Raw genomic sequence first — 25,693 nt, forward strand, 5'->3', positions numbered from 1 at the left:
TTTTATTTTAGCGATTCAACTTCAATAATTTGGAATCGCTAAATCAAATCCTTTCAGATACAGCAAGTATAATTTGGTGGCCAGTTCTCTTTCTTATCATAGGAGGAGGCCTTTATTTTCTCATCTACTCCAGATTTCTGCAATACAAATATTTTATTCATGCATTAAACGTATTACGCGGAAAGTACGATGACCCCAACGCACCAGGTCAGATTACAGCATACAGAGCACTATCAACTGCGCTTGCTTCTACTGTAGGTATGGGTAACCTTGCCGGTGTTGCCGCAGCAATTGCTATGGGCGGACCAGGCGCGTTGTTTTGGATGTGGGTCACCTCCTTTATAGGTATGTCTACCAACTTCTTTACCAGCGCTCTCGCAAGCATGTACCGGGGAAAAGACTCAACGGGCGAACTACAGGGAGGCCCTATGTATGTAATACGCGAGGTAATGGGAAAACGATGGCAGCCCTTAGCCACCTTATTTTGTGTTTGTTGTATGGTAGGATGTCTTCCAATCTTTCAAGCCAACCAGTTAACGCAAGCGTTGCTGGATATAGGATTGAAGCCCATGGGCCTCGAAGAATCTTTCATTACTATCGGCTCATCTTCTATCAGCGTCACCAAATTTATTATAGGACTAGTAATAGCTGTTATCTGTTCTTTGGTAATCATTGGAGGGATTAAAAGAATAGGCGCGTGGGCAGGCAGGCTAGTTCCGCTAATGATCGTACTCCATTTCGTTTCCGTTGTTATAATCCTGGTAACCTACGCCGATCGTATTCCTTATTATCTGGGACTGATTTTCAGGGATGCCTTCGCTGCCGATAATTACCATGGAGAACCATTCTTAGGAGGGGTAGTTGGTGGTATAATTATGTTGGGTGTAAGAAGAGCAACCTTCTCAAATGAAGCTGGAATAGGTACTGCCCCTATGGCAATGGGTGCCTCTAAAAGCGTAGAGCCTATACGTGAAGGATTAATTTCTATGCTGAGCCCTGTTATTGATACCATTATTAGTTGCTCGCTTACCGCTCTTTCTATTTTAGTAACAGATGCGTGGCTTACCAAAGACGCCAGTGGTATTACGCTTACTTCCCTCGCCTATCGTGCTGCCCTCCCGCAAGGGGGTGATTACGTGTTGTTGCTTTGCACCTTTGTTTTTGCCATTAGTGCATTATTCTCTTATAGTTATTACGGAAGAAAAGCGTTGTCGTTTTTGGTAGGAGAAAGAAAAAGTGCCTGGTATGACTACTTCTACTTGAGTACAATAGCATTAGGTGCTATAGCATCAATGGATCTGGTGTTAAACCTGATTGATATTGCCTTTGCCATTATGGCTATACCTACCATGATCTCAGGTTTAGTGCTTGCACCAAGAGTTATGAAAGAAGCAAAAGAATATTTTAAAAAGCTGAGTTAACACTCAGCTTTTAATATTTTCTAAGATTGACTTTCAACCTGGACCTCGCTCTCAGATTGAGTTAAGGGATAATCAAATAATCCAAAGCTCTTGATTGCCTCTTCAACTTTGTGAGGAACAAACTTCTCCCAGCCAGGTTCTCCCTTCTTTATCATTGCCAGTACATTATCTGAAATAATATGAAGATGTTTCGTATTTGCATCGCAAATATCTTCCATCTTATTATTCTCCATCAAATACCTGAATAAACTTTTAAGATTTGGAGGGAGCTCTTGCTCAAAGTCCTTTAACGTAAAGAGCTCGTTTGATCCTGCTCTTAATGCAGGGTAGATATAAAGCTTAACGTTATGCCCGAACAACGAAGCAAAGCATTCCAGGATACCACCGCGGATATTTTCATAAGTCTTTTCTTCAAAAACTTTTTGAAGAGCATATATACCCAGGATAATACCGATTTTTTTACCCTTGGTAATGCGCGACAAGTAATCTACCAACCTGTAGTATTCGAAATAGTTAGAGATCAAAACGTTTTGACCGAGCGAACAAATGATATCTGCCCGATGTAAAAAGTCCTTTTCATCAATTTTTCCGTCGGGACTTAAATCGTTTAACGTTAATTCTGATATTAAAACAATCTTGGAAGAATCAACATCAGGCTCTTTTCGGAAATGCTTTCTAGAACGCAACAGCATGTCTACATTAACATGGGTAGGCGGACGAAATCTTCCGCGCAACACAAGAACATTCTTTTTATAAAGCTCATCAGAAGGCTGCATTACATTGCCATCAGGTCCAAACATTGCTGCCTTTGTAAGGCCATTCTTAACAAGCTTCAGGGCCATTAAACGATTATCAACATGTTTAAAGTCTGGCCCAGAAAGTCTGAACATGTCTATCTCAATCCTTCTTGTAGTTAAACCGTCAAGCAGAGACATCAAGATCTCTTCAGGATCACTCATGAACATACATCCATAAAGCATGTTTACCCCAACATAACCAAGAGACAGTTGTTGCTGTAACGGATCTGTGTCATGCATCTTTATATGGATAACACACTCATTGGGTTCGGTTTTAGGTTGTAGCTGAAAACGAAGTCCCATCCAACCATGCCCCTGGTTCGTTCGCTCGTAATTAAGAATTTCAACAGTATCAGCAAAAGCAAAAAAACGCGTGTTCTCAATTCTGTGAGGAAGACGCTCAGGCAAAAGAACATACTCATGATCGAGCATTTGCATTAAACGATCTTCACAAACATAGCGATCGCAAACGCCATAAATGGCATCGCTAAATTTCATGTCATATGCCGAAATCGTCTTTGCAATAGTACCAGATGCACCGCCTACTTTAAAAAAATTGGCAGCTACCTCCTGCCCTGCTCCTATTTCAGCAAAAGAACCATAAATTGCTTTGCTCAGATTAATCCGTAAAGCTTTCTCCTGTGTTGTTAACTTTCTGAAATCATCCATAAAAGGCCTCCTATAGCTGATGTTAATTTAGGCAAATCGTTTTAGATCGACTCGAAGGTGTAATAAAATTAACACCATTGCTATGCTTGATTAGTCAATGCTATAACTGTTTTTTGGTAATTATAGTTTTAAGAACATACTTTGCCAACATAAGAACGTATTAATTTGATTTTTCGATGTCGGATAGAGGTAATTTTTCAGGCCGTATTGGATTTATTCTCGCTGCAACTGGCTCAGCAATAGGTCTTAGTAACATCTGGAGGTTCCCCTATCTGGCAGGTCAAAACGGTGGTGCCGTATTTGTAATTATTTACCTCCTCTGCATTTTCATCTTTTGCTTTCCCGTAATGATTGGTGAAATATCAATAGGCAGGGCTGCAGGAAGAGATGCTTACGGATCATATACTAGACTTGGTAACAAGAAATGGGGGCTACTCGGCCTAACCGGAATCGTTAGCAGTGTTATAATTCTCTCTTACTACAATGTAGTTGCCGGCTGGGCCTTTGGCTTCTTTGTAGAAATAGCGTTTAATAACCTCCTGTTAAAAAAAGATTTCTCGTCATTCTTTGGCAACTTTGTAAATAATATCTCCGCTAACCTCTTTTATTCATTTATATTCTTGCTGCTTACCTCGCTTTCGGTAATCGGTGGTATTCAAAAGGGAATTGAAAGAGCCAATAGAATTTTAATGCCGGCACTATTTCTTGTCCTGCTCGGATTAATTGGATATAGCTTAACACTTCCTCATGCTATGGAAGGCATTCGCTTTTACCTCATACCTGATTTCAGTAAAATAACTGCTCAAACAATTTTTGATGCATTGCGACTCTCATTTTTTACTTTATCATTAGGTGTAGGCGGCCTGATAACTTATGGATCTTATGTAAAAAAATCTGAAAACATTGTTTATGCTGCCTCCGTTGTAACCTGGGCCGATACAGTAGTTGCATTTCTCGCTGGACTCATGATTTTTCCTCTGGTATTTTCAGCAGGCCAATCTCCTGCTGAAGGTCCACCATTGGTATTCATTGTTTTACCTCAGATATTTCAAGACATGGGCCCGGTTGTTGGAAAACTCATGGGTAGTACTTTCTTCCTTTTGTTATGCTTTGCAGCTCTTCCATCATGTATATCGTTAATGGAAAACCCCGTGGCATACTTTGTAGACGAAAAAAAGTATCAGAGAAAAAATGTTGTTATAATACTTACAGCAGTAGTTTTCATAATAGGCCTGCCAAGTTTAATGAGTTTCGGAGCCGTCCCATTCCTCAATCAACTTCCGTTTTATAAGAACAGAGATTTTCTAACGTTTGTTGCTGATGTTACTGACATAACCTTAACCATTGGTGGTTGCCTGATGTGTATCTTCATTACCTACAAATGGAAGATTCATAATATGAATGCTGAACTAGCAACGGGTAACTCAAATTTCATGGGCACTTTAACGCAGCGCTACATCAACTTTACAATAGTATATGTGTGCCCCCTCCTACTCGGTGTGCTTTCTATCCTCGTGATTATCGATAAGTTCTTTGGCTTGTTTAGTTAGTAGTAAGCTTACTGCACAGCAAACTTTCTTTGTGCTTCAGCTTTAATCTCCTCCCACTCATCATCAGGCGGAGGAGTTCCCTTTTTAAAGGAAGAAATTAAATATTCAACCAACTCCCTTTTCATCCCAAACTGCGTTACAGCCTCCTCGCAAAATTTCACTTCCTGCTTATCCACGACCTCATCGGCATATACCATAAGGATAAGGTCATAAAGAAGATTCATTTTATCATTATGATTATCTGGAACATTTATTTCATACCTTTCATCACTATCAACAAGTGATTGTATCTGCCTCTCCTTTAATCCATAGCGCATCCCGATCTTGAATAAAAGCTTCTCCTCCTTCGGGTGCATATGTCCATCAGCTTTCGCTAACGCAAGCAAATTCTTAATATGGTTCTTCTTATAAGAAAGGTACTGATGTTCAAAAAATCCAATCATAAAGCGGGGTTTTATTATTTATCGCGGTAGCTAAAATTAACTATTTGTTTGTTACAAAAGAAGAATGGATTTTACTTAACAATCAAACTCTAACCTTGCCTCTTAATTCTTACACTGCTTTAGCTGCCAATGTTGCCTCTTGTTCTTTCAAAGCTCTTCTTAATATCTTTCCCACGTTCGTCTTTGGCAATTCCGTTCTAAACTCAACTCTTTTTGGAACTTTATAATTGGTTAGGTTTTCGTGGCAATATTGAAGTAATTCCTCCTGCGTTAATGACTGATCGCGTTTCACAACAAATATCTTTATCACCTCACCCGATTTCGTATCATTAACACCAATCGCTGCGACTTCTAATACTTTTGGATGACCCGCTACAACATTTTCAATTTCATTAGGGAATACATTAAAGCCTGAAACTTTAATCATATCCTTTTTCCTGTCAACAATCTTAAAGAAACCATCCTTGTCCATCACGCCTATATCACCAGTTCTGAACCAATGATCCTCAAAGAATACATCGGTATTATCACTATTCCAGTAACCCGCCATCACTTGAGGACCTTGCGCGCATATTTCTCCCACTTCTCCCTGTGGTAACTTATTACCTTGCTCATCAAAAATAGCTACTTCGGTGCTTGGCATCGGTATACCAATTGTTCCCTGTTTATGTTTACCATCCAACGGATTACAACAAAGTACAGGTGATGTTTCACTTAATCCATATCCTTCTACCAAAGGCGCTCCTGTTACTTCACGCCAACGCTTTGCAACTACATCTTGTACTGCCATTGCTCCTGCTACAGCTCCCTTTAGTTTAGAAAAATCAAGATTCTTGAAGTCAGGATTATTTAGCAGTCCGTTGAAAAGCGTATTTACACCTGTAATGATTGTAAACTTATGTTTCTTCAGCTCTTTTACAAATCCCTTGATATCCCTTGGATTGGTGATCATCACATTCTTAACACCTGTGCTAAACATCAGTAGCCCGTTCACAGTAAGCGCAAAGATGTGATACATAGGAATAGCCGTAATCATCACATCATTACCATCCTTGCCCATATAAGGTTTAAACCAATTTGTGATCATGGAGTTATGAGCTACAATATTGGCATGCGAAAGCTGCGCTCCTTTAGAAATTCCTGTTGTCCCTCCTGTATATTGAAGAATAGCGAGATCGTTAATAGCTACTTCTACCTTGTCAAATTGTAACGATGCTCCCTTTTTCAGGGCTTCTTTAAAAGATACTGCTTTCGGAAGATGATAATTTGGCACCATCTTCTTTACATTTTTAACAACAAAGTTTACAAGCGTTCCCTTAAATGCACCTAACAGGTCACCTAATTGTGTGATTATTACATGTTTGATTTTAGTATTCGCGATGATCTTTTCGAGATTACTCGCGAAATTGGCGACGATTACTATGGCTACCACCCCAGCATCTTTAAATTGATGCTCCATCTCGCGAGGGGTGTACAGCGGATTTGTGTTAACAACAACTAGTCCCGCACGAAGTGCACCGATAAAAGCAATAGGAAACTGAAGCAAATTCGGCATCTGGATGGCAATCCTTTCTCCCTTTTTTAAACCCAATCCCTTCTGAAGGTAAGCTGCGAAATCCCTTGCCATTTCATCTACCTCTCTGTAAGTGAGGGTAGCTCCCATATTTTCAAAGGCTATCTTTTCTTTGTACTTCAAACAGCTCTTGTCAAAAATTTCTACTATAGAGTTATACTCATATAGTGGAATTTCTTGAGGTATACCTTCCGGATAACTTTTAAACCAGGGAAAATCTTTCATACACTTTTTTCAAATTATTCTACTTTCAAAGCAAACGATTGTTTGCCAGCAAATCAATAGCAACAATAAGAAAGGTAGAAAAAAGAAAAAACGGCGTATCGCTATTTTACATAAGTGGGTCACCAGAAAATGCGATGGTTTCTGCCATAAGCTTCAACATGGCTTTTGCTTACTTTAGATAACAAGACGATAAGCTGCGAAATGTCCGATGCCAGCACCATGCCGGCACCGTGCTTACAGCGTGTCTGCGAGAAATAGGGGTATTTTCTCGCAGACATGGTGCTCGCATGGTGCTCGCACGGTGCTGGCAGGATCTTATCTCAAGCTATCAAGGCTATATTAAGGCGCATAGGTAGTAATGGTTTGTATAGGTAGTAATACTGACGATACAGCTACGGCGGAGCCTGGGCGAAGCCAGAGTCAGTTTCTGTTTCTACCAGCCATTATGTCTGCTGGTTGTCTTTCTTTGAATTGATGGATTTTATGCTTGTTCTGATAGAAATAATAAACCCACTTACTGATAGCAAGTGGGCTAGCTCTGAATAACTCATTAACCTAAACTGAGCTTGCTGTAGGGGAAGGACTCGAACCTCCAAGAAGTAGTTAGGTAATCGACCCGATCCTGGTTGTTTAGTTTAACTACGATCGGGATAGCGTTACTTTCTCCCATTAATCTCCACCCCCGAGACCGGAGGGCTTGTCTGCCAATTTCAACACCCTACAATGTTGGTTTAAGGTTCAAAGTTTCAGGTTTGAGGTTAAACAATAACAACAATAAACCTTGAACATTAAACTTTAAACAAAGTTAGCTGTAGAGGGAGGGCTCGAACCTCCACGGAGCAGTTAGGTCGCCAAAGGCTGGACTTTATCCTGTTACCTCCACCCTCGAGACCGGAGGGCTTGTCTGCCAATTTCAACACCCTACAATGTTGCTTTACTTTCTTACGTTTTTGTTTCGCTTGATTGTAAATTATGTAACAAAGTAACGCATAAACTGGTACCTAGATCAATAAATACATATAATAATTATACGGTTTTTAAAAATTAATGATATTTTTGAATATTAACTAAAAACCAGACAACACCATGGCCGAAAATTTTAAAGTTGATAATGTCGATCTTAAGATTTTAGAGATTCTCATGCAGGATGCTAAAAAACCTTATACAGAAGTGGCTAAAAAAGCCTTTGTATCAGGTGGAACCGTTCACGTGAGGATGAATAAAATGGAAGAAGCCGGCATTGTTGAGAAAACTACTTTGAAAGTTAATTATGCTAAGCTGGGTTACGATATAACAGCTTTTATAGGCATCTTTTTACAAAAAAGCGCCCTTTACGACCAGGTAATGGCAGCGCTTAAAACCATCCCCGAAATAACCAACATTCACTATACTACTGGTAACTACAGTATGTTTGTAAAACTGCACGTAAAAGATACCAATCATTTAAAAACCGTGCTTCACGATAAAATACAGCAGGTAGAAGGTATAGAAAGAACGGAAACGATGATTTCACTGGAAGAAAGCCTGGATAGAAGCTTGAATCTCACACAATAGACAGCCTCTATAATAATTTTGAAAACTTCTATGGGGAAATACTGCCGTAAAAGAACCTTAAAATTCCGTTTTTGTTATAGCTTTGTAGGTTAATTAAAATCGGTCTAAATAGACTACCATGAGTAAAGATAATCAGGTACTAGAAGAACTCACATCAAAGGAATATGAACACGGCTGGACTACAAATATTGAAACGGAGTCCGCACCGAAGGGTCTTAATGAAGACATTATCCGGTTCATATCTTCTAAAAAAAATGAGCCATCATGGCTGTTGGAGTGGCGCCTAAATGCTTATCGCCAATGGACCAAGATGAAGGAACCGCGTTGGCCAAACGTTACGTATCCTCCTATTAACTATCAGGATGTTATCTATTACTCTGCACCTAAGCAAAAAGTAACGCCAAAAGGTCTTGATGATGTTGATCCTGAATTAATTAAAACATTCGAGAAACTTGGTATTTCGCTCACAGAACAAAAACGTTTAACAGGCGTTGCAGTAGATGCTGTTATTGACAGCGTTTCTGTTGCAACTACCTTTAAAGAAACACTTGCTGAACTAGGCATTATCTTTTGCTCATTTGGTGAAGCCGTTCAAAAACATCCTGATCTCATCAAGAAATATATGGGGTCGGTTGTTCCTGTAACTGATAATTACTTTGCTGCATTAAATTCAGCAGTCTTTACTGATGGATCTTTCTGTTATATCCCTAAGGGAGTAAGATGCCCTATGGAGCTATCTACTTACTTTAGAATAAATGCTGCCAATACAGGCCAGTTCGAAAGAACATTGATTGTAGCAGATGAAGGTTCTTACGTAAGTTACCTTGAAGGATGTACAGCTCCTATGCGCGATGAAAACCAGCTGCATGCTGCAGTTGTTGAAATCTATGCAATGAAAGATGCACAGGTTAAATACTCAACAGTGCAAAACTGGTATCCTGGAGACAAAGATGGCAAAGGTGGTATTTATAACTTCGTAACAAAGCGTGGCTTATGCGCCGGCGATGGTTCTAAAATCTCCTGGACACAGGTTGAGACCGGTTCTGCCATTACCTGGAAATACCCTTCTTGTATTTTAAAAGGAGATAATTCAGTTGGTGAATTCTACTCAGTAGCAGTTACTAACAACCACCAGCAAGCGGATACCGGAACTAAAATGATTCACATTGGTAAAAACACCAAGTCAAGAATTGTTTCAAAGGGTATCTCAGCCGGGTATTCACAAAACAGCTACCGCGGCCAGGTGCATATTATGAAGCGTGCTGAAAATGCACGGAACTTCTCGCAGTGCGATTCACTTCTGATGGGAGACAAATGTGGTGCACATACGTTCCCATACATTGATGTTGAAAACAATTCAGCAAGGATAGAACACGAAGCAACCACTTCTAAGATTGGTGAAGACCAGATCTTCTATTGCCTGCAGCGCGGTATTGATGAAGAATCTGCCGTAGCCTTAATTGTTAACGGTTATGCGAAAGAAGTATTAAACCAATTACCAATGGAATTTGCAGTTGAAGCACAAAAGCTACTTGCATTAACCCTTGAAGGAAGTGTTGGTTAATACTTTAAAAAAAGACAAAGAATTCGAACATAAATATTACTCTGAAAGATGCTAAGCATTAAGAATCTACAAGCAAAGATTGATGATAAACAAATCCTTAACGGAATCAACCTTGAAATTAAACCAGGAGAAGTACATGCTATCATGGGCCCCAATGGTTCAGGAAAAAGTACGTTAGCTTCTGTACTCGCCGGTCGGGAAGAATACGAAGTAACCGGTGGCGAAGTGGATTTCTTAGGCAAAGATCTTTTAGAAATGGCACCTGAAGAACGTGCCCGTGAAGGTGTTTTTCTCGCATTTCAATATCCTGTAGAAATACCGGGCGTTAGCACCATCAATTTCATGAAGACTGCCGTAAACCAGATTCGTGAACATCGTGGACAACAAGCTTTGGATGCAGTTTCATTTCTTCAGATGATGAAAGAAAAAATGAAACTGGTTGAGATAGACCAGTCCCTTTTAAACAGGGCACTTAACGAAGGTTTCTCAGGCGGTGAGAAAAAACGTAATGAGATCTTCCAGATGGCCATGCTTGAACCTAAGCTTGCTATTCTTGATGAAACAGACTCTGGTCTTGATATCGATGCCTTGAGAATCGTATCCAATGGTGTTAACAAGCTGCGTTCGAAAAATAATGCAATCATCGTAGTAACTCACTACCAGCGCTTGCTCAATTACATCGTACCTGATTATGTACACGTGCTTTACAAAGGCAAGATTGTAAAATCAGGAACAAAAGAGTTAGCGCTTGAACTTGAAGCAAAAGGTTACGATTGGATTAAAGATGAGGTATCAGTAGCTTAAGCAAAACATGAGTATCACTACAACAGATAAAAATATTACTACGCAGGTTGCTTCATCTATAGAACAACGTCTTAAGGCTGATGCAACACCTCAGCGCCTGCAGGCATTACAAACTTTAAATACGCTTCAACTTCCAACCACCAAGAACGAAGAGTATAAGCATACGCCGCTAACAAGATTGCTTGAGAAGAATTTTACTTTTGCGAACGAGATTTCTGAAAGCACGCTAAGAGCTGAGGATTTAAACAGTCTTTTAATCGATGGCCTGGAAGCCGACAGAATTGTTTTCGTAAATGGTAAGTTTAATGAAAGCCTTTCAAGTGCCAAGTCTTCTACTTCGCTTAAAATCGTTCCTCTTAAAGAAGCCATTGTAAGTTCTGATCTTGCACGCCAGCATTTCGGCGCTTATGCTAACTTTAAAGAAGATGCATTTACTGCATGGAATACAGCCGAATGGTTAGATGGATTCTTTATTCATGTAGACGATAATGTGGTTATTGACAAACCAGTTATCTTTTATCATATTAATGATACGCAGGCAGGAGAAGTGCGCTCTTCTATTCGCAACCTAATTGTTGTCGGTAAGAATAGTGAAGTTACTTTTATCGAGAAATTCGACTCAATTGGTTCTGGCAATCACCTTTCAACACTCGTTACTGAAGGTGTTGTACATGAAAACGCAGGACTTAATTATTATACAATCCAGAATGATAAGGGCAACCGTTATCAATACGGATTGATGGAATTTTATCAGAAAAATTCAAGCCGTGTAAATACATATACCTTTACTCTGGATGGCAAAGCCGTTAGGAACAACCTTCATCTTAAATTGGATGGCGAAGGTATAGAATCACACATGTATGGTCTTTACTTATTAGGAGGAGATACTTTAGCTGATAATCATACAGTAGTTGATCATAAAAAACCTAATTCTTTTAGCAATGAACTGTATAAAGGAATTATGGATGGCAACTCTAAAGGTGTTTTCAACGGTAAGATTTATGTAAGACCAGATGCACAAAAAACCAATGCATTTCAGGCAAACCGTAACGTGCTTTTAACAGATAAAGCAACTGTAAATACAAAACCACAGCTCGAAATCTGGGCTGATGATGTTAAATGTTCGCACGGCTGTACTTCAGGTCAGATTGATGAAGAAGCAATCTTCTACCTTCAGGCCAGAGGAATCAGTAAAGAAACTGCACGTGCAATGATGTTGTATGCTTTTGCCGGCGAGGTATTGGATAACATTAAACACCCTGCTTTACACGCTTATATTGATAAGCTGGTGAGCGAACGGTTACACAAAAATTTCTAACACATGAGTACTACTACAATATCGTCTGCTATTGATGTTGAGAGAATAAGAAAAGAATTTCCTATCCTTCATCAGCAGATCAATGGCAGAGATCTTGTTTATCTCGATAATGCCGCCACCAACCAAAAGCCGAAGAAAGTAATTGATGCCCTGGTTGAATATTACACCGGATACAACGCTAATATTCACAGAGGTATCCATACGTTGGCTGAAAGAGCAACAAAGGCTTTTGAACAAACGCGTGAAACAGCAAAGCAATTTATAAACGCTGGTTCTACTGAAGAAATAATTTTTACCAGGGGTGTTACTGAAAGTATTAATCTTGTTGCGGCATGCTATGGTAATGCTTTTGTTAACGAAGGTGATGAAATTATTATCTCAACTATTGAACATCACTCCAACATTGTTCCCTGGCAGTTTGTTTGCGAACGAAAAAAAGCAAAACTGAAAGTTATTCCGGTAAGTCAAAGCGGTGAGCTTGACCTGGAGGTGTATAAGAGCTTTCTCTCTCCCAGAACAAAAGTTGTAGCGGTAAATCACGCATCCAACAGTTTGGGCACCATCAACCCGGTAAAGGAAATAATAAAACTTGCACATGAAGTCGGAGCTGTTGTTCTGATAGACGGCGCACAGGCAGGAGCCCATCTTGAAATTGATGTACAGGACATGGATTGCGATTTCTATTGCTTGTCGTCACACAAAATGTATGGGCCTACAGGAGCAGGTATACTGTATGGGAAAAAAGAACTTCTTGAGAAGATGCCTCCTTACCATGGCGGCGGAGAAATGATTAAGGAAGTTACTTTTGACAAGACAACCTATAACGACCTTCCTTATAAATTTGAAGCTGGCACGCCTAACATTGCTGATGTCATAGCATTTCGCCATGCAATGGAGTTCATCAATAGCTTAGGCAAAGAGAATATATCGGCTCACGAGCATGAGTTGCTCCTATACGCAACAGAAAAACTCTCGAGGTTAAAAGGAGTACGACTGGTAGGTCAGGCAAAATATAAAGTTGCCGTACTGGCTTTCGTTGTTGAAGGCATCCATCATTTTGATATTGGTCAAATGCTCGATGCCAGAGGTATTGCAGTAAGAACAGGACACCACTGCACACAGCCTTTAATGGAATGTTACGGCATTGAAGGAACTGTAAGGGCATCATTTTCGGTTTATAATACAAAAAAGGAAATTGATCAACTCGTAGAAGGACTCGAACGTATTATCAATTTCATGAAGTAGTAATGACGATAACTCAAATTCAGGACGATATTATAAACGAATTCTCCTTGCTGGATGGCGACATGGAAATGACCGTTTTTTATATAATGGAACTCGGTCAGAAACTATCTCCCATGCTTGAAAAAGACAAGGTTGAGGAAAATGTGGTGAAAGGCTGTCAGTCAAAAGTATGGCTTACCGCCACCCTTGAAAACGATAAGGTGAATTTTACTGCTGATAGCAACACGGCTATAACAAAAGGGCTGGTTAGCTTGCTGATAAGAATTTATAATGGCCAAAGCCCTGAAGATATTCTCAATTCCGACCTTCATTTTATGAAGCAGATCGGTATGGAGCGTTTTATTGGCACGCAACGTTCTAATGGATTTGCTGCTATGATAAAACAAATGAAGTTATACGCTTTGGCTTTTAAAACTAAAATGGGTGTGGTATGAGTGAACAATTGAATAATATAGAACAAACCGTTGGAGAGGCTACAATTCCCGAACTTCGCGATAAAGTTGTTCAAGCTCTCAAAACAGTATATGATCCGGAAATACCCGTTGATGTTTATGAGCTTGGACTTATCTATGAGATCAGCATCTACCCGGTAAATAACGTTTACGTTCTAATGACTTTAACTTCACCCTCTTGCCCTTCGGCAGAAGTAATACCCGGAGAAGTTGAACAAAAAATTAAAGCAATTGAAGGTGTGAATGATGTTAAGGTAGAACTTACCTTTGACCCACCCTATTCACAAGATATGATGAGTGAAGCTGCAAAGCTGGAACTAGGATTTATGTAAATTGTTATATAGCTGACTTTTAATTATTACAAATCATATGTATCCTGAACAATTAGTAGCCCCAATGCGCACAGAATTAACAAGTGCGGGGTTTACAGAGTTAAAAACACCTGAAGACGTTGAAAACTATCTTCAAAAAAAGGGAACAACATTATTGGTTGTTAATTCAGTATGCGGGTGTGCAGCAGGCGCAGCTCGTCCTGGAGTAAAAAATGCCTTACAAAAAACCTCTAAAAGACCAGAAAACTTAGCAACAGTTTTTGCCGGTGTTGATAAAGAGGCTGTTTCTAAAGCTAGAGAATTTACTTTACCATATCCTCCGTCTTCACCATCTATTGCTCTTTTTAAAGATGGTGAACTTGTTCATTTTGTTGAGCGTCACCACATTGAAGGACGTAATGCTCAGATGATTGCTGAACACTTAGTAGAAGTATTTGACGAGTACTGCTAGTACTGCTGATCTTACACTGTTGTAACCGAGTTTTGAAATTCCTTATAGCAGCAGAAGTAACAGGGCAGAGGCATAACAAAAGAGGCTACCATAGTAGCCTCTTTTGTTATGCCTTCTCAAGAATAAGTCGGGTCTCCTCCAGGTCTAACTCGTATTCAATTTTTCGCAACACCTCATCGCTTATAGCCCCCTGACTTCTTAACTGAAGAACCATATTCCGCTCTGTTTTCAGCAACTCCTGCTGAATGTTTTGAAATTGGTTAATCTGCTCGTCGTTTAACCTCTGCTGACCAACATTCTTATTCATCCGCTGAATGCGGATCTCATATTTTGTTTTTATCTGATTAAGTACTTCATCTGATAGAGCGAGTGAATAATTTTCTTCAATGTGTTCAATAACTGAAGAGGCAATTTTCAAACGCACTACCTGCTCCTGTTCATGATCCTTACCATCAGACTTAATTCCTAACAATTTAATTAGTGGTCTGAGTGTTAACCCTTGTACTACCAAGGTGGCAAGTATAACTGAAAAAGTAAGGAAGATGATAAGATTTCTATTGGGAAAAGGCTCTGATCCTTCAATCACGAACGGAAGTGCAAGTGCTGCTGCCAGGGAAACTACTCCCCTCATTCCTGACCATGCAATAATAGTTACGAGCCTTAAGCTGGGTCGCGGTTCACGCGTCCGGATTTCCTTGCTCAATATTCTAGGAAGATATGTAAATGGGTAAACCCAGATAAGTCGCCCTACAATAACGGCCGCACTTACTATCATTCCATACTTTATTAAGTCATAAATAGACGTGTCTTCAATTTGCTGATATACCACTGGCAGTTGTAGTCCGATAAGAATAAAAACAACACCATTCAAAATAAAGATAGCGGTCTTCCAGGCACTATAAGCCTGCAGCCGTGTTTGCTGAGAGAACATTGTTGAAGAGTTCCATCCTAAATATAATCCACACGTAACCACAGCAAGTACACCAGAAAGATGCAAACTTTCAGCTACAAGATAAACGATATATGGAGTTATAAAAGTAGATGTAGTATCTGTTGTTGGGTTGTCAGGTGTAATTTGATGAATCCATTTGAATACACGCCCAAGCGCTAATCCCAAAAAAATGCCTCCTCCTGCTACCAGAAAAAATTTCAATCCTGCTTCCCATAAATGAAAGGAGCCTGTTACAACTGCTGCCACTGCATACCGATATGCTATTAAGCCCGTGGCATCATTTACCAAACTTTCCCCTTCAAGAATAGTAATTACTCTTTTAGGTACACTTAAACCCTTTGTCGATGCTGCCGCAGCAACAGCATCAGGCGGAGAAATAATAGCTCCTAAAACAAAAGCCTCTGCCCAACCTAAATCAGGAATAAATTTATGAGCAATCCAGGCTACAGCACAAGTTGTAAATAAAACACAGCCGATAGCAAGCAGCGTAATTGGTCGTTTCGCGGCTTTAAATTCAGGCCATGAGGTAGACCAGGCTGCTTCATATAATATAGGTGGAAGAAATACAAGAAAGACAATTTCAGGGTGAAGATTTATATAGGGCAACCCAGGAATAAAACCGATTCCCATTCCTGCTATTACCAGTAGTATTGGATAAGGTATTTTAATCAGATCAGTAACCTGCGCCAAGGCAGTTACAACGGCCAACAAAACAATAACTGTAGCAATTTCTTGCATGCTTTAAACAACTTTAACTAGTAGGAAAACTAAAAGCTGAATTTAGCAAGGAACTCGGTTAATTCCTCCTTCAAAGATCTATTGTTTCTGATTTGAAGCGTATCAGTAATCAACGGGTTGACCTTCACATTTAACTCATGTAGCCTAAGATGTTGATTAATAAATATAAATTCAAGATCAGGTATCAATTCCTTTAAAATATCCAGGATGTCAAGGACTGTTACATTCTTATCAACTATATTATAGACGTCTCCAGGTAAATCAGCAACCAATAAATTACTAAGCCCTTTGGCAAGCATGTCAATATGAATAAACGTTCTCGACTGCTTACCATCTCCCTGAATAGTAATTAGCTTACTGAAATTCGCGTCAAAAATGAATTTATTAATAACAGCATCAAAGCGCATGCTCTTACTGTAGCCATATACATTGCCGCAACGCATAATATAGGTATCAATCTTCCCTATTAATCTTCTCACGTGTTCTTCGCCCCGAAGTTTGGATACCGCATAAAATGTTTTTGGGTCGGGAGATTTATCTTCGTGCGCTGGAATATTAGACGAACCATATACGCCTGTGCTACTGGCGTAAATAAACCTTTTAACATTACTTTCTTCTACAGCATACACAAGTTCTGCTGTTCCCCAGTGGTTTACCTGTTCGTAGATATGAGCTTCAGAATTAGCAAAGGGCGTGGTAACTTTTGCTGCAAGATGGTAAACAACATCTATTCCCTTCAGCACTTTTCGAAGGGCACGTGAATCAAGGAGTTCTCCTTTTACAAATTTTATCTTTGAATGATTGTAATGCCTTAACCCAAGGAAAAAATTATGATTAGGCCTGCTTAAGTTATCATAAATTACTACCTGCTCAACATCTGGCCTGGCAATAAGCATATGGGTTAGTTCTGTACCTATATATCCGGCACCTCCGGTAACTAATACTTTCATTTCCGTTATCAATTATTCAGGCGAACAACGCTCAACTACCAACCTCTCTTGCCTTTCTGCTATTTTAGTTTATTATTATTTGTTAATTAAATCAGTATGTAAGCCACATTCAATTTTATTCATCCCGAACCAACGCGCTTCTCTTTCCTGCATCTCGGGGTCTAATTTACGAGTACAGGGCTCACAACCTATACTCACGTACCCCTTCTCTTCAAGAGGGTGTCTTGGAAGGTTATACTCCTTTTGGTATTGCCAGATCATTTTTGCATTCCAGTCTAACATAGGATGAAACCTTGTACAACCATGCTTAGCAGGCTGCTCAATTTTCATTGCGGCCCGTACAGCACTCTGATCTGCCCGCACACCATTTATCCAGATATCATGCGCCATAAGAATGGCATCCATCGGTTGGGTTTTATTTAAATAACAGCAATGATCAGGATCTGATGTAAAAAGAAGTTTCCCATCAGGGTCTCTTTGCATGAATTTGGGAACATCAGATTTAAGATCAATGGTATTCAATCCAAATTGTTCTGTGATCTGATCACGAAATTTAACAGTATCGGGAAAATGAAAGCCTGTATTTATAAAATAGATAGGAATGGTATTATCAATTCTGCTCAGAATATGCAGTAAAACAAGGCTATGAGATTGAAAAGAGGATGTGGTAAAAAGAGTTTTTCCTGTTGCTTTATACCCGGTTATTTGGGCCTTTATACTTTCAAAGTCCATTAGAGATCAATTTTTATAAATCCTTAATTTTCAGTTAAATAATACATGGCATTGACAAGTAGCGGCTTAAAGTATTACTTTAGATACATAAACGTAACACTTTTTAACCTTGAACCTCAAATACCGACTTTTACTGGCTCTGCTACTAACGTTGATCATTTTTTGCTCTCAGGCATTAATGAGTTAAGCAGCCCAACAAATATCCACTAAATTAATGGATAAAATAATCTTTTTAAGGAAATAGTTCATCCCTTTGGGATAAAAGCCGATTAATAGTATACGGCTTTGTGATAAATACTACTATTTCTGACCGGAGAAGTGCTTGCAATTCTCTAGCATGGGTCTTCCATCTATCATTTCTATTTCTTAAGAATCTCGAACAATTGCTGGTTCTCCTGAACCTTTTGGCTATTATCCTGTTAGTCTATGAACATTGATTTATTTTTTCTACTTAGCTTAGAATTTTAAATTGATAGAGGACGAATCATAAATGAAGATAAAGGTTTCACGGAAAGAGCATTTTAACGCAGCGCACAGATTATTTCAACCGAACTGGTCTGACCAAAAGAATGATGAAGTTTTCGGCAAATGCAATAATCCCAATTACCATGGTCATAATTATGAGTTGATCGTAAGCATAATTGGCGAACCCAATCCAGAAACTGGTTATGTTTTTGATTTGAAAGCACTTAGTGACCTGATAAAAGAGAACGTGCTTCATAAATTCGACCACAGAAATTTGAATTTAGACACTGAATACTTTAAGAATCTTAATCCTACTGCTGAGAACATTGCTGTTGTCATATGGCGGATACTTAGGGAAAAAATAGACGAGAAGTTTGAATTGAAAATTACATTGTATGAGACCGAAAGAAATTTTGTTGAATATCCGGCCAATTAAACCTGTGGATTCCGAGGATATTGGCGATGATCATCTCGCCTCTTCATCAGAAACTCCCTTACGTCCTGATGCTTTTGACATTGATGACGAAGAGAAGATTGATCGCATAGAGAAGCACTTCCGTGAAATCATGCACATCCTTGGCCTTGACTTAAATGATGATAGCCTTGGAGGGACACCAAGACGTGTTGCTAAAATGTATGTTAAAGAGGTGTTTAGTGGTCTCAATCCCAAAAACCGCCCAACAGCAAGACTCTTTGAAAATAAATACAACTATGATCAGATGCTAGTTGAGAAGGATATAACCTTCTACTCACATTGCGAGCATCATTTTGTTCCTATTTATGGTAAGGTTCATGTAGCTTACTTCTCGTCAGGCAAAGTGATAGGTCTTTCGAAAATCAACCGAATAGTTCAATACTTCGCCAAAAGACCGCAGGTACAGGAGAGACTCACTGTGCAAATAGGCAAAGAAATGCAGCGTGTACTGATGACTGAGGATGTAGGTGTAGTGTGTGATGCTAACCATATGTGTGTTGCTTCTCGCGGAGTGGGCGATACGAATAGCAAAACAGGAACCGCTTATTTTTCTGGTAAATTCAATAATGAGAATATTCGGCGCGAGTTTCTGAATTATATTAACAGTAAATAAAGAGAGTTTACCGAAAAAGAATGTTACATTCTTGCTTTCTCTAATGTATTGGTTTTAAAATATTTATTTTGGTATAGCCTTAAACCTAACCTCAATATGTCATTAAGCCAGGATATTAAACAAAAAGAATTCCGTAGCGAATATCAAAAAGCAATTCTTAACATTCTTTATACTCATAATTATCTCATCACTCACATGAGTGATGCCTTTAAGGATTTTGATATAACCAGGCAGCAATTTAATGTTCTTCGCATTCTCCGTGGCCAATATCCTAAACCTGCAACTGTCAATCTTATCAAAGATCGTATGTTGGATAAGATGTCTGACACATCCCGAATTGTTGAAAGATTAAGACTTAAAGGCCTGATTAACAGGGAGGATTCTAAAAATGATAAGCGGGCGGTTGAAATCACTATCACAGAATCCGGATTAGAACTTCTAGAAAAAATGGAAGGACCTGTGGATAACCTTGAAAAATTATTATATAACCTTTCAGAAGATGAAACCAGACAGCTGAATACCCTGTTGGATAAAATGAGGGGAAGCCAGTTAGATGAATCAGAAATTGCTCATGAAGAACTGCTTAACCAACAAGAAAAATTTTAGTACTTTAGCGCACCTTTAAAACTACATCTATGGTATTCGATTTAGACATGGTCAAGGCGGTATATAAAGAGATGCCTAACCGTATTGCCAAGGCCCGCAAAGTCGTAAACAGGCCTTTAACACTTTCAGAAAAAATACTCTACTCTCACTTGCATGGAGAACAGGAGGTTTCCGATTTCACACGCGGTAAATCCTATGTTAATTTCTCACCCGATCGCGTGGCCATGCAGGACGCAACTGCTCAAATGGCATTGCTTCAATTCATGTCTGCCGGAATACCCAAGGTAAGGGTGCCTTCTACAGTACATTGCGATCACTTGATTCTTGCTAAAGACGGCGCTAAAAAAGATTTGGCTGACTCTTTAACTGCAAGTGGCGAAGTTTTCAACTTCCTCGAATCTGTATCTAATAAATTTGGTATAGGTTTCTGGAGACCAGGCGCTGGTATCATTCACCAGGTTGTTCTTGAAAACTATGCGTTCCCAGGAGGAATGATGATTGGTACCGACTCCCATACAGTAAATGCTGGTGGATTAGGTATGATTGCAATTGGCGTGGGTGGTGCAGATGCCGTAGATGTTATGGCAGGAATGCCATGGGAACTGAAATGGCCTAAACTTATCGGTGTTAAATTAACTGGTAAACTTAGCGGATGGACTGCTGCTAAAGACGTAATTCTTAAAGTTGCTGGTATTCTTACTGTTAAAGGTGGAACAGGCGCAATTGTAGAATATTTTGGCGAAGGCTGTGACAGCATTTCTTGTACAGGAAAGGCAACCATTTGTAACATGGGTGCTGAAATTGGAGCAACGACTTCAACTTTCGGATACGATGAGAAAATGGCTGAGTACCTCCGCGGAACAGGAAGAAAAGAAATTTCTTCCGTTGCTGATAAAATTAAAGAGCATCTTACAGGAGATCCTGAAGTATATGCTGATCCTGAAAAATACTTCGATCAGGTAATCGAAATAAATTTAAGTGAACTTGAGCCACATATCAACGGACCTTTCACTCCAGACAGAGCGATTCCAGTTTCTCAGTTTGCTGAAGAAGTTAAGAAAAACGGATGGCCTGAAAAGCTTGAAGTTGGTCTAATTGGTTCTTGTACAAACTCTTCTTACGAAGACATTACCCGTTCTGCTTCACTTGCAAAACAAGCTGTTGATAAGAAAATTAAAGCGAGAGCGGAGTTCACTATAACTCCAGGTTCAGAGCAGGTACGTTATACAGTAGAGCGTGATGGATACCTCGGTATCTTTGAGAAGATGGGAGGCGTGGTGTTGGCTAATGCTTGTGGTCCTTGTATCGGACAATGGGCTCGTCATACAAACGATCCTAACAGAAAGAACTCTATTATTACTTCATTCAATCGCAACTTTGCAAAACGAAATGACGGTAACCCAAATACACATGCTTTTGTAGCCTCACCGGAAATCACAACAGCATTTGCCATTGCGGGAGATTTAACTTTCAATCCGTTAACAGACACATTAGTTAATGATGAAGGACAAGCCGTTAAACTTGACGAACCATCTGGTGCAGAATTTCCTCCAAGAGGTTTTGATGTAAAAGATCCAGGATACCTTGCTCCTGCTAAAGATGGCAGCAAAGTAAAGGTTAACATAGATCCTAGTTCTAACAGACTTCAGGCTTTAGCTCCGTTCCCTGCTTGGGATGGCAATAATTTGATGGGCATGAAGCTGTTGATCAAAGCAAAAGGAAAGTGTACAACAGACCATATATCTATGGCAGGTCCGTGGTTGAGATTCCGAGGACACCTCGACAACATTGCAAATAATACACTGATTGGAGCTGTTAACGCTTTTACCGACAAGACGGATAGTGTTAAAAGCCAATTAACAGGAGAATATGGACCAGTACCCGCTACACAACGTGCTTATAAAGCCGCAGGTATTCCTACTATAGTTGTTGGTGACCATAACTATGGAGAAGGCTCATCTCGCGAACATGCTGCGATGCAGCCAAGGCATCTTGGTATTCGAGTGATACTTGTAAAATCATTTGCTCGTATTCACGAAACAAACCTTAAGAAACAAGGTATGCTTGCAGTCACTTTCTCTGATGAAGCGGATTACGACAAAGTTCAGGAGGACGATACTATCGATCTTATCGATCTAAAGGAATTTGCGCCTGACAAACAATTAACAATTGTATTGAATCATAAAGATGGTACATCTGATACAATTAGGGTGAACCATACTTATAATGCAGGTCAAATAGAATGGTTTAAAGCAGGATCTGCGCTAAACCTGATGGCAAAACAAATTACTGCTACAACTGGCTTTCAACAACCAATGTCCAGAAAGATTGTAACTAAGCCAAATGGCAAAAAAGAAGTTAAACCTTTAAAGGCAGTTAAAAAGGTTGCTAAAACTTCTGCAGTTGCTAAAAAAGCGGTAAAGAAAACCGTTGAGAGCATTGCAAAAGGAACTCCTAAAAAAGGAGTAGCAAAAGCTTCTGTTAAAAAGGTAGCTAAGTCTGCGCTTAAAAAGGTAACACCAAAAGCAGCTCCTAAAAAAGTGGCTAAAAAAGGCTTGGTTAAAAAAGTCGTTGGCAAAATTGTTAAAGCAGGAAAGATAGTTAAGGCAGTAGCCAAAGCTGTCGCTAAAAAGAAGACCGCGACAAAACCAGTGAAAAAGAAAAAGAAATAATTAATTAGTAACTGTTAATGAAGGCTGTGGGAAACTGCAGCCTTTTTTATTTTAGCATGGGTCGGACAACTTCACACAACTCGTTTAATATCATTGCCGTGGCTCCCCATACAACTTCACCTTCAATATCGAAATGAGGCGCCATCATTTTAAAGTCTCCTGACACCACGATCTCTTTGTTCTTGATAGCGTCCTGCTGTGTTATAGAGAATAAATTTCCTGTTAATATTCTCTTTACTTCCCTTGGGTCTGGGCGTAGTACAGGAATTCTATTGCATATGGCAACAATCGGGGTGACAATAAAATTACTTGGAATAACAAAGAAATCGCTAAGCTTTCCTATTACTCTCAAATCATTTCTGTTAATACCAATCTCCTCCTCCCCTTCTCTTAATGCAGTTTCAACTGCATCTTCTCCTGGCTCTGCTTTACCTCCCGGTAAACTAACCTGGTTGCTATGCGCACCTAAATACTCCTGTCTTTTTATGAGCGGAAATTTAATGTGCTCGTCATCGGCATAGAGAACAATTAATACAGCCCCAGGTTTAGCAGGAACTTTGTGCTCAAAGCTGGGAATGAGCGGTCCTACAGGGGTAGCACGCATCACATCATGCGCAAGTGCACCCGGAAGGGGTTGCTGCAGTCTATCTTCCAGTTCATTAAAGATCGACTGATGCTTCATTATATCAGTAATGAAATTTGTTTATTGTAAAATATCCCAGTCTTCATTGAGAACTGGAATTGCTGAATGAGCAGTAAGATCGAATTGACATGGAACAACGGATACGTAATTATTTGCGATCGCCCACTCATCATTATCCTCTCCTTTATCAAAGTTTACAAAATTGCCCATCATCCAAAAATATCTTCTCCCATGTGGATCGTAACGCATATCAAAATCCTCTATCCACTTTGCATTTGCTTGCCGGCAAATTCTTACTCCTTTTAAGGCTGCATCACGCTTCGGAGGAAAATTAACATTAAGTGCTACTCCTTTTGGCAATCCTTTTTCCAGCACCTGCATTGTAATCTTACGAATATACTCTTCTGTATGTGAAAAATCTGCCTTGTAAGAAAAATCACATAGTGAAAAACCAATTGCTGGAGTACCTTCAATAGCGCCTTCTATTGCTGCAGACATTGTCCCTGAATAGAGTACACTGATGGAAGTGTTGCTGCCATGATTCACGCCACTTACTACAATATCAGGTTGTCGCTGATCTTTCAATACAAAATGACGCGCCATTTTAACGCAGTCTGCCGGTGTGCCTGAGCATTCGTAGGCCTTAACGCCTTCAAATATAAAATTCTCTTCCAGCCTTAAGGATTCACCCACAGTAATTGCATGTCCCATACCTGACTGAGGGCTATCAGGTGCTACTACAATAACTTCCCCTATTTGTTTCATTACATTTACCAATGTAAGAATGCCTTTAGAGGTAATTCCATCATCATTAGAGACAAGAATAAGCGGTTTGCTCATGTTAAAAGCAATAAAGTTGAACCGTAAATCTACGAGGGAATTTGAAACTTTGACTATGAACCAGTCAAGGAATTATAATAAGCAACTATTTTAGCCATATCATACTTATCATCATAGCGCAACCGGTTAGCTTTAATGTATTTTTCAACCTCTTCATCCCTACTACCCATCATATTAAGGAGATTGTTTTTATTACCGACAAATTCTTCTATCGATCCATTTTCCTTTAAAAAATAATATTTATGGGACAAGACAAGCGTTGTATAAGAACCAAAATAATAAGGAGAACTGATTGTTTTATATTCGAGGTATTCGCGCGTAAGTAAAGTAATCTTGCCTTCCTCTAACAACTCAAAAAATATGGGAGTTTTATAGCCACCTACAGTATTAAAGGGAAGCGCGAAGAACTGCCTGTACTTATGAACGGATTCATCAAATATTTCAAAAAAGAGAACTTTACGTGCTGTAAAAACCTCCGGCTTGTTGTCTTTTATAACGTATTGAACAAGGTCCTGTTGTAGATCATATTTCAACATGCCCCTTAGCGTGTCTCCTTCTAACAATACCAATTTACCCTCATGCCACACTTCTGAAGGCCAGTTTTTTTGAGCAAGAACGGGTTTTGTCAGCAGGATTACTGCGAGAAAAAAGAACCCGGTACTTGTCAACTTAAACTTCCTCATTTATTTATTCCTTAAAATGGTATGTCCTAATTTATCACGTTTGGTCAAAAGGTACTTTTCATTATGGGGATTTGGAATAATCTCAATAGGGACATTGTCAACAATTTCCAGACCATATCCCATTAGGCCTACACGCTTTTTCGGATTATTTGTGATAAGCTTGATTTTGGTAATGCCTAAATCACGAAGTATCTGAGCACCAACCCCATAATCACGCTCATCCATATCGAAACCAAGTTTCAGATTAGCTTCAACCGTATCCCATCCTTCTTCTTGTAACTTATAAGCCCTTAATTTGTTGAGCAAGCCAATACCTCTGCCCTCCTGATTCATGTATAGAACAACGCCTTTGCCTTCACGCTCTACCATTTCCATAGCATGATGAAGCTGAGGGCCACAATCGCAACGACATGAACCAAAAATATCTCCAGTTACGCAAGAAGAGTGAACCCTTACCAATATAGGCTCATCTTTTTGCCAGCTTCCTTTCACTAACGCTAAATGGACGTCTTTTGTATTTATCTGTTCAAATGCAATTAACTTAAACTGCCCGTGTTCGGTAGGCATATCCACCTCTACCTGCCTGTTGATGAGCGATTCTTTCTTCAGCCTGTACTCAATCAAATCCTTAATAGAAACAAGCTTAAGATTAAATCGCTGTGCAACTTTTACCAGGTCTGGAAGGCGTGCCATGCTGCCATCCTCATTCATTATCTCCACCAAAACACCTGCTGGTTTAAAACCTGCGAGCCGCGCAAAATCTATTGCAGCTTCTGTATGACCGGCTCTTCTTAAAACACCACCTCTTTTTGCTTTAAGGGGGAAAATATGACCAGGCTTTCCTAATTCTTCAGGTTTGGTTTCCGGATCTACCAAAGCTCGAATGGTTTTAAACCTGTCGTGCGCAGATATTCCCGTGGTACAAC

At 39.6% G+C, this 25,693-nt stretch carries 23 protein-coding genes and 1 pseudogene; 14 read left to right on the top strand and 10 right to left on the bottom strand.

Annotation, left to right across the window (positions count from 1 at the left end):
- The first annotated feature begins 29 nt into the window (after positions 1–29).
- A complete protein-coding gene (locus KK060_RS08330; RefSeq protein ID WP_254153252.1) occupies positions 30–1,421 on the top strand; it encodes an alanine/glycine:cation symporter family protein in 1,392 nt (463 codons plus the stop codon).
- 20 nt (positions 1,422–1,441) lie between these two features.
- Here the strand turns inward: KK060_RS08330 and KK060_RS08335 are convergent, their stop codons facing one another.
- A complete protein-coding gene (locus tag KK060_RS08335; protein ID WP_254153253.1) occupies positions 1,442–2,887 on the bottom strand; it encodes a TonB-dependent receptor in 1,446 nt (481 codons plus the stop codon).
- Positions 2,888–3,063: 176 nt separating this feature from the next.
- Here KK060_RS08335 and KK060_RS08340 point away from each other — a divergent pair, with 176 nt between their 5' ends.
- A complete protein-coding gene (locus tag KK060_RS08340) occupies positions 3,064–4,437 on the top strand; it encodes a sodium-dependent transporter (RefSeq protein ID WP_254153254.1) in 1,374 nt (457 codons plus the stop codon).
- 8 nt (positions 4,438–4,445) lie between these two features.
- Here the strand turns inward: KK060_RS08340 and KK060_RS08345 are convergent, their stop codons facing one another.
- Both KK060_RS08345 and KK060_RS08350 read right to left on the bottom strand, forming a co-directional pair.
- Complete coding sequence (locus KK060_RS08345) at positions 4,446–4,880, bottom strand: tellurite resistance TerB family protein (RefSeq protein ID WP_254153255.1); 435 nt, start codon at positions 4,878–4,880, stop codon at positions 4,446–4,448.
- 109 nt (positions 4,881–4,989) lie between these two features.
- On the bottom strand, positions 4,990–6,678 hold the full coding sequence (locus tag KK060_RS08350) for an AMP-binding protein (protein ID WP_254153256.1): 1,689 nt from the start codon (positions 6,676–6,678) through the stop codon (positions 4,990–4,992).
- Between the two features lie 1,086 nt (positions 6,679–7,764).
- On the opposite strand from KK060_RS08350, the gene KK060_RS08355 reads away from it, so the two are divergent.
- From KK060_RS08355 to KK060_RS08390, 8 genes are all read left to right on the top strand, one after another.
- Entirely contained in the window at positions 7,765–8,232 is a 468-nt protein-coding gene (locus tag KK060_RS08355; RefSeq protein WP_254153257.1) for an Lrp/AsnC ligand binding domain-containing protein, read from the top strand.
- Positions 8,233–8,350: 118 nt separating this feature from the next.
- Positions 8,351–9,796, top strand: a complete 1,446-nt coding sequence (gene sufB, locus KK060_RS08360) for a Fe-S cluster assembly protein SufB (RefSeq protein ID WP_254153258.1) — start codon at positions 8,351–8,353, stop codon at positions 9,794–9,796.
- 48 nt (positions 9,797–9,844) lie between these two features.
- A complete protein-coding gene (sufC, locus tag KK060_RS08365; RefSeq protein ID WP_254153259.1) occupies positions 9,845–10,600 on the top strand; it encodes a Fe-S cluster assembly ATPase SufC in 756 nt (251 codons plus the stop codon).
- A gap of 7 nt (positions 10,601–10,607) precedes the next feature.
- Positions 10,608–11,918, top strand: a complete 1,311-nt coding sequence (gene sufD / locus KK060_RS08370) for a Fe-S cluster assembly protein SufD (RefSeq protein WP_254153260.1) — start codon at positions 10,608–10,610, stop codon at positions 11,916–11,918.
- Between the two features lie 3 nt (positions 11,919–11,921).
- Positions 11,922–13,163, top strand: coding sequence for an aminotransferase class V-fold PLP-dependent enzyme (locus KK060_RS08375; protein WP_302180036.1), 1,242 nt, complete (start codon positions 11,922–11,924; stop codon positions 13,161–13,163).
- Positions 13,164–13,165: 2 nt separating this feature from the next.
- Positions 13,166–13,597, top strand: a complete 432-nt coding sequence (locus tag KK060_RS08380; protein ID WP_254153261.1) for a SufE family protein — start codon at positions 13,166–13,168, stop codon at positions 13,595–13,597.
- Entirely contained in the window at positions 13,594–13,947 is a 354-nt protein-coding gene (locus KK060_RS08385) for an SUF system Fe-S cluster assembly protein (protein WP_254153262.1), read from the top strand. The genes KK060_RS08380 and KK060_RS08385 overlap by 4 nt, the downstream gene beginning before the upstream one ends.
- Before the next feature lie 37 nt (positions 13,948–13,984).
- Entirely contained in the window at positions 13,985–14,398 is a 414-nt protein-coding gene (locus KK060_RS08390; protein ID WP_254153263.1) for a BrxA/BrxB family bacilliredoxin, read from the top strand.
- A gap of 106 nt (positions 14,399–14,504) precedes the next feature.
- Here KK060_RS08390 and KK060_RS08395 read toward each other — a convergent pair whose 3' ends face one another.
- From KK060_RS08395 to KK060_RS08405, 3 genes are all read right to left on the bottom strand, one after another.
- Positions 14,505–16,088 (bottom strand): Na+/H+ antiporter, encoded by a 1,584-nt coding sequence (locus KK060_RS08395; RefSeq protein ID WP_254153264.1) that lies wholly within the window; start codon positions 16,086–16,088, stop codon positions 14,505–14,507.
- A gap of 29 nt (positions 16,089–16,117) precedes the next feature.
- Positions 16,118–17,038 carry an NAD-dependent epimerase/dehydratase family protein gene (locus tag KK060_RS08400; RefSeq protein WP_254153265.1) on the bottom strand — a complete coding sequence of 307 codons (921 nt, stop codon included), beginning with the start codon at positions 17,036–17,038 and terminating at the stop codon, positions 16,118–16,120.
- Between the two features lie 75 nt (positions 17,039–17,113).
- Positions 17,114–17,770 carry a phosphoadenylyl-sulfate reductase gene (locus KK060_RS08405; RefSeq protein ID WP_254153266.1) on the bottom strand — a complete coding sequence of 219 codons (657 nt, stop codon included), beginning with the start codon at positions 17,768–17,770 and terminating at the stop codon, positions 17,114–17,116.
- Positions 17,771–18,260: 490 nt separating this feature from the next.
- On the opposite strand from KK060_RS08405, the gene KK060_RS08410 reads away from it, so the two are divergent.
- The 4 genes and pseudogenes from KK060_RS08410 to KK060_RS08425 all read left to right on the top strand — a co-directional run.
- The gene (locus tag KK060_RS08410; RefSeq protein WP_254153267.1) at positions 18,261–18,671 is read left to right on the top strand and encodes a 6-pyruvoyl trahydropterin synthase family protein; all 411 of its coding nucleotides are present in this window, start codon (positions 18,261–18,263) and stop codon (positions 18,669–18,671) included.
- Positions 18,631–19,323, top strand: coding sequence for a GTP cyclohydrolase I FolE (folE, locus tag KK060_RS08415; protein WP_254153268.1), 693 nt, complete (start codon positions 18,631–18,633; stop codon positions 19,321–19,323). The genes KK060_RS08410 and folE overlap by 41 nt, the downstream gene beginning before the upstream one ends.
- Positions 19,324–19,419: 96 nt before the next feature.
- The gene (locus KK060_RS08420; protein ID WP_254153269.1) at positions 19,420–19,929 is read left to right on the top strand and encodes a MarR family winged helix-turn-helix transcriptional regulator; all 510 of its coding nucleotides are present in this window, start codon (positions 19,420–19,422) and stop codon (positions 19,927–19,929) included.
- Between the two features lie 29 nt (positions 19,930–19,958).
- Positions 19,959–22,205, top strand: a pseudogene (locus KK060_RS08425) (aconitate hydratase); the annotation flags it as partial.
- 442 nt (positions 22,206–22,647) lie between these two features.
- Here the strand turns inward: KK060_RS08425 and KK060_RS08430 are convergent.
- The 4 genes from KK060_RS08430 to ribA form a co-directional block, all read right to left on the bottom strand.
- The gene (locus tag KK060_RS08430) at positions 22,648–23,283 is read right to left on the bottom strand and encodes an NUDIX hydrolase (RefSeq protein ID WP_254153270.1); all 636 of its coding nucleotides are present in this window, start codon (positions 23,281–23,283) and stop codon (positions 22,648–22,650) included.
- A gap of 21 nt (positions 23,284–23,304) precedes the next feature.
- The gene (gene surE / locus KK060_RS08435; protein ID WP_254153271.1) at positions 23,305–24,084 is read right to left on the bottom strand and encodes a 5'/3'-nucleotidase SurE; all 780 of its coding nucleotides are present in this window, start codon (positions 24,082–24,084) and stop codon (positions 23,305–23,307) included.
- 53 nt (positions 24,085–24,137) lie between these two features.
- Positions 24,138–24,767, bottom strand: a complete 630-nt coding sequence (locus KK060_RS08440; RefSeq protein WP_254153272.1) for a hypothetical protein — start codon at positions 24,765–24,767, stop codon at positions 24,138–24,140.
- Positions 24,768–25,693 (bottom strand): GTP cyclohydrolase II (ribA, locus tag KK060_RS08445; protein ID WP_254153273.1); only part of this gene is annotated, 926 nt, incomplete at its 5' end.

The sequence above is a fragment of the Chryseosolibacter indicum genome, assembly GCF_018598585.1.
In the GTDB taxonomy this organism is placed as follows: domain Bacteria; phylum Bacteroidota; class Bacteroidia; order Cytophagales; family Cyclobacteriaceae; genus Chryseosolibacter; species Chryseosolibacter indicus.